This is a genomic window from Acidobacteriota bacterium (genome assembly GCA_012517875.1).
Taxonomy (GTDB): Bacteria; Acidobacteriota; JAAYUB01; order JAAYUB01; family JAAYUB01; genus JAAYUB01.
Genome location: JAAYUB010000130.1, coordinates 1 through 4766, shown reverse-complemented (window position 1 = coordinate 4766; position 4766 = coordinate 1). Strand labels below are relative to the sequence as shown.

Genomic DNA, 4766 nt, shown 5'->3' with positions numbered 1-4766 from the left:
TACGATGACGATTACGAATCACGAGCACGAAGTCCGAAGTCCGATGTCCGGGACGGTTGATGGTTGATGGTTAATCGTTGGGAACGAGCCGCTAGCTTCGCGTCTCGAGCCTCGATTACGATTACGAATTACGATGACGATTACGAATTACGAGCACGATTATGAGCGATTGTCATTCCTTGAGGATATGCCGCAACTTGGCGCGCAGGGTGGCCAAGCGGTACGGCTTCTGGATGAAGGCGTCGGGGCCGCCGTCGCCGAAGCGCCGGCTCACGTCCCCCTCGTCGTAGCCGCTGGCGAGCAGGACGCGCACCCCCGGATCCGCCGCCCGCAGGGCCTGCAGCGTCTCGCCGCCGTCCATGGCGGGCATGGTGAGGTCCAGCACCACCGCCGTGATCTCCCGCCTCCGCGCCCGGAACTGCTCGACGGCTGACGCGCCGTCGGCGGCCGTGACCACTTCAAAGCCCAGCCGGCGCAGCATCCGCTCGGCCAGGGCGCGCACCGCCTCCTCATCGTCCACCAGCAGGACCATCCCTCGCCACCGCCATGGTTCTGCGCGGGCCGGCGGCTCCACTTCGGCTGAGCCGGCCGCCGGCTCGTCGTTCTCAACCGGAGGCAGCAGCACCGTCACCGCCGTGCCCCGCCCCGGTTCGCTGCGCACCCGGATGCCGCCGTGGTGGCCGCGGATGATGCCCAGCACCGCCGCCATCCCCAGGCCGCGGCCGGTGAACTTGGTGCTGAAGAAAGGATCAAAGAGGCGCGCCTGGGTGGCGGCGTCCATGCCGCAGCCGGTGTCGGCCACATCCAGGCAGACGTACCGCCCCGGCGTCAGCTTTTCCCCCTGCAGGACGCCAAACCGCTCGCCCCCGCGGAAGTGGCGCGTCCCCGTGACCAGGCTGATGACGCCGCTGCCGTCGCCCAACGCGTCGGAGGCGTTGGTGATGAGGTTCATCACCACCTGGCGGAGCTGGGTGGCGTCGCCCCGGACCTTCGGCAACTCGGGGCTGAGGTCGTACCGCAGCACCGCCTTCTTGGTGATGGAGACCTCCAAAATATCGGTCATTTCCCGAACCATCTCGTTGAGGTCGAGGGTTTCGATCCGGAAGTGCCCCCGCCCCGAGTAGGCCAGCATCTGCTGGCAGAGACCCGCGGCGCGGAGCGAGGCCTTGATGATGTCCTCGACATACGGCCGGGCGGGATGGGCGGTGGATGTTTCAAGCAGCGCCAGGTCGGCATTGCCCAGGATGGCCATCAGCAGGTTGTTGAAGTCGTGCGCGATCCCGCCGGCCAGCACGCCGAGGCTCTCCAGCTTCTGGGCGTGCTGCAGCTGCCGCTCCAGGTTCAGGCTCGCCTCCTCGCCGCGGAGGCGTTCCAGCTCGGCAGCGGCGCGGTTGGAGAAGATCCGCAGCAGCGAACCTGCCAGGGCTGAATCTTCCCGGGGTCGGACATCCATGACCGCCAGCACGCCAATCGGCTTGCCTCTGGTGTTCGCAAGCGCGGAGCCGAAGTAGCATTCCAGAGGGATATCGAGGAAACCCTTGAAATCCGGGAAGCGGCGCCGCAGGTCCCGCGGACAGATGCAGACGCCCTGGCTCACCGCCTCGCCGCATGGGGTGCCGGGCAGCGGGTACTCGAAATTCTCGACGACGCGGTCATCCAGCCAGGCGGCCAGCGTGCGCATGCTGCCGTCGTCCGGTCCCGCGAGCTCGGCGACCAGGGCGCAGCGGAAATCCAGCGCTTCCGCCAGGCTCCGGACCAGGCGGCCGAAGAAGTCGGTTCCGATCGCGCCGGCCGTGCTCTCCACCAGGACGCGGAGCGCCTCCTGGGCGCGGCGCGGTTCGGTGATGTCGCGGGCCGCCCCGTAGACGAGCTGCTGCTGGGCGGACGGTGACACCGCCCACTCCAGCCACCGCCACCCGCCGTCGCGGCAGCAGAACCGGGTGACCAGGCCGCGGACGCTGTCGCCGCCGGTCAGCCGGGCCAGGGCGCCCGCCGCCGCCGGCCTGTCGTCAGGATGCAACAGGTCGAGCAGGTTGCGCGCCTCCAGCTCGGCGGGGCCATAGCCCAGCGTCTCGGTCCAGGCTCCGTTCAGGCGGCGAAACCGGCCGTCCAGGCCAACGATGCACAGCAGGTCCGGGGTGAGGGAGAAGAACCGGTCCAGCTCGTCGGTCTTTTCCCGCAGGGCCTCTTCGATCCGATTGCGCTCGGTGATGTCTTCATAGGTCCCCAGCACGCCGATCACCCGGCCCGCGTCGTCGCGCAGTGGGCATTTGCTGGTCCGCAGCCAGATGCGTCCGCCCTCGGGGGTCGTCTGGGGTTCCTCGTAATTCACCTTGGCGACACCGCTGGCCATGACCTGGCTGTCGTCGGACCGATAGAGCTCCGCCTGTTCCCGCCAGCCCAGCTCGAAGTCGCTCAGACCGATGATCGCCTCGGGCGCCGCCAGGCCGGCGTCGAGGGCGCACAGCCGGTTGCAGCCCAGGTAGATCGAGTCGCGGTCCTTCCAGAACACCCGCACCGGGATGGTGTCCAGCACCAGCTGCAGCATCCGCCGGGACACTTCGGCTTCCGGCAACTCCGCGGCCCGCCGGCGGGCCGGCCGGGACGGACGCCGGGCCGGGCCGGATCCGGACGACGCGTCGTGTTTGGCCATGGTCCCGTCCTCCGCGAAAGAAACAAGCGACACCGCCGGCTGCGGCCGCCGTTTACCACCTGGAGCGCCGCGGCTGTCGATCACAGGGTTGATGCCCGGTCAATTGCATGTATTATAAAGAATCGCAGGACTCCGGGTCAAAAGAATCGACGGCGCGTCCCGCGCAAAATGATTGCCGTTGCGCCGCAGTGGGTGTATATTCAAAAAAAACCGAAGGTCCTGCATTTGAGGTGCCGATGTCCCAGCATCACACCAAGGCGCGCCGGTATCCCCGCTTTGAGGTCCACGATGTCGAAGGCGTGGTCCTCTACAATCTGCAGGCGGAAGTGATTAACATGAGCATCGGCGGAATGGCGCTGGAAACCAACCGGCCCCTCGACGTCGGCCGCACCTACAACTTCACCATCCGCCAAAGCGCCACCGAAGGCGAGGTCCGCATGCCCGGCGTGGTGGTCTGGTGCATGCTGCAGCGGACCCGGCGGATATCCGACACCGAGGTTGCGCCCGTCTACCAGGCCGGCGTCAATTTCCACGACGTGCTGTCGGACAAGGCCTCCGCCCTGCTCCAGATCATCGAGGAAAGTGTCACCCTGGACGTGAACCGCCGGCTTTTCGGGCGGTTCAAGCCCAACGGCAGCGCCACCGTGGTCGTCAAGAGCGAGATCGACTTCGAGGTTCAGAAAATCAGCCTGTCCGGCATGCTGATCGAAACACCCATGCGGGCCGAACAGGAGGATTTCCTGCCCATGGAAATCCAGTTGCCGCAGGGCCGGATCGCCTTCCGCGGCCGGGTGGCCTATATCAAAGCAACCATCGGGACCGGCGATTCGCCGCCACGCTACCACCTGGGCATCGAGTTCCATGACCTGACGCCGGCCGACCGGGATCGCCTGGAAACATTCATCGCCGAGATGGTGCAGAGTCTGAGCAAGGGCCAGCCGCCGCCGGCGAAAACGTGATGACGTTGCCCACCGGCCAGCAATCACCGCCCGCCGATCGTCCGATTGTCCGTGCGATATCCGACGACGCCCGCCCGTGCCCGGCCGCAGCCGGGACCGCTCATGCGATGGTCGGGGGGTGATGCATGCCGTGCGGATCTCTGGATGTGGTGGGCTGTGGCATTCGAGCCGTCACTCAGTTGACTCTCGAGGCGCGGCGCTGCATCGAGGCGGCCGATCTGGTGTGCTACGCCGTCAGCGACCGGGTCTCCGCCCGCTGGCTGGAGCGTCGCCACCCCGCCGCCGTGTCGCTGTCGGCGCACTATCGGGAGGGGAGCGACCGCTTGGAGACCTATCGCCGCATGATCGATGCCCTGGTGGAACCGGTGCGCGCCGGCCGGCGCGTCTGCGCGGTGTTTTACGGCCATCCCGGCGTGTTCGTCCACCCCTCCCATGAGGCGATCCGGCGGCTCCGCGCCGAGGGGCTGCCCGCCCGGATGCTGCCGGGCATCTCCGCCGCCGACTGCCTGTTTGCCGATCTGGGCGTGGATCCCGGCAGCGGTTTCCAGACGTTCTCCGCGACGGATTTCGTGCGCCGCCCCCGCTGCCTTGATCCATCGGCCCACGTGATCTTCTGGCAGATCGACAGCATCGGCGACAACAGTTATCGGAGTACCGGCAACGACGCCCGCAACCTGCCGCTGCTGCTGACCGCCCTGGCCGGCCATTATCCGCCCGCCCAGCCGGCATGCCTCTACGAGGCGGCGGTGCTGCCCGTGGGTCGGCCCGTCATGCGCTGGCTCGCACTCCGGGAATTGTGGGGCGGTGCCGCCGTGCTCGACGGCATGAGCACGCTCTACATCCCGCCCATCCGGGCCCCGCAGCCCGATCCGGCGATGAGGCAACGACTGGGATTACCGGCAGTATGAATCAGAGCCGTCCCCGGCATCTCAACGGGGATGCTTCAGGTTCTTGACGACCGACGACATATCCGGGGCAAACGAGCCCTCGTTCGGGGACGATTCCACAGCGGGCCCGACTTCATCCGGCGACCGTTTGATCGCCTGCGCCGCGCCATCCGGAGCCAGTTTCAGCGCACTCAGCCCTTCGTCCGGCGCCGCCTTCGCCGCGCTCAGCCCGTCCTCCGGCGCCAGCTTCAGCGCCTGCAGCCCGTC

At 67.5% G+C, this 4766-nt stretch carries 4 protein-coding genes; 2 read left to right on the top strand and 2 right to left on the bottom strand.

Annotated features, from left to right (window positions below):
* Positions 1-172 precede the first annotated feature (172 nt).
* On the bottom strand, positions 173-2653 hold the full coding sequence (locus GX414_13445; protein ID NLI48105.1) for a PAS domain S-box protein: 2481 nt from the start codon (positions 2651-2653) through the stop codon (positions 173-175).
* A 236-nt stretch (positions 2654-2889) separates the two neighbouring features.
* On the opposite strand from GX414_13445, the gene GX414_13440 reads away from it, so the two are divergent.
* Both GX414_13440 and GX414_13435 read left to right on the top strand, forming a co-directional pair.
* Positions 2890-3612, top strand: a complete 723-nt coding sequence (locus tag GX414_13440) for a PilZ domain-containing protein (protein NLI48104.1) — start codon at positions 2890-2892, stop codon at positions 3610-3612.
* A gap of 125 nt (positions 3613-3737) precedes the next feature.
* Positions 3738-4520 (top strand): hypothetical protein, encoded by a 783-nt coding sequence (locus GX414_13435; protein NLI48103.1) that lies wholly within the window; start codon positions 3738-3740, stop codon positions 4518-4520.
* Between the two features lie 21 nt (positions 4521-4541).
* On the opposite strand, the gene GX414_13430 is transcribed toward GX414_13435, so the two are convergent.
* A partial coding sequence (locus GX414_13430; protein NLI48102.1) for a hypothetical protein occupies positions 4542-4766 on the bottom strand: 225 nt, incomplete at its 5' end.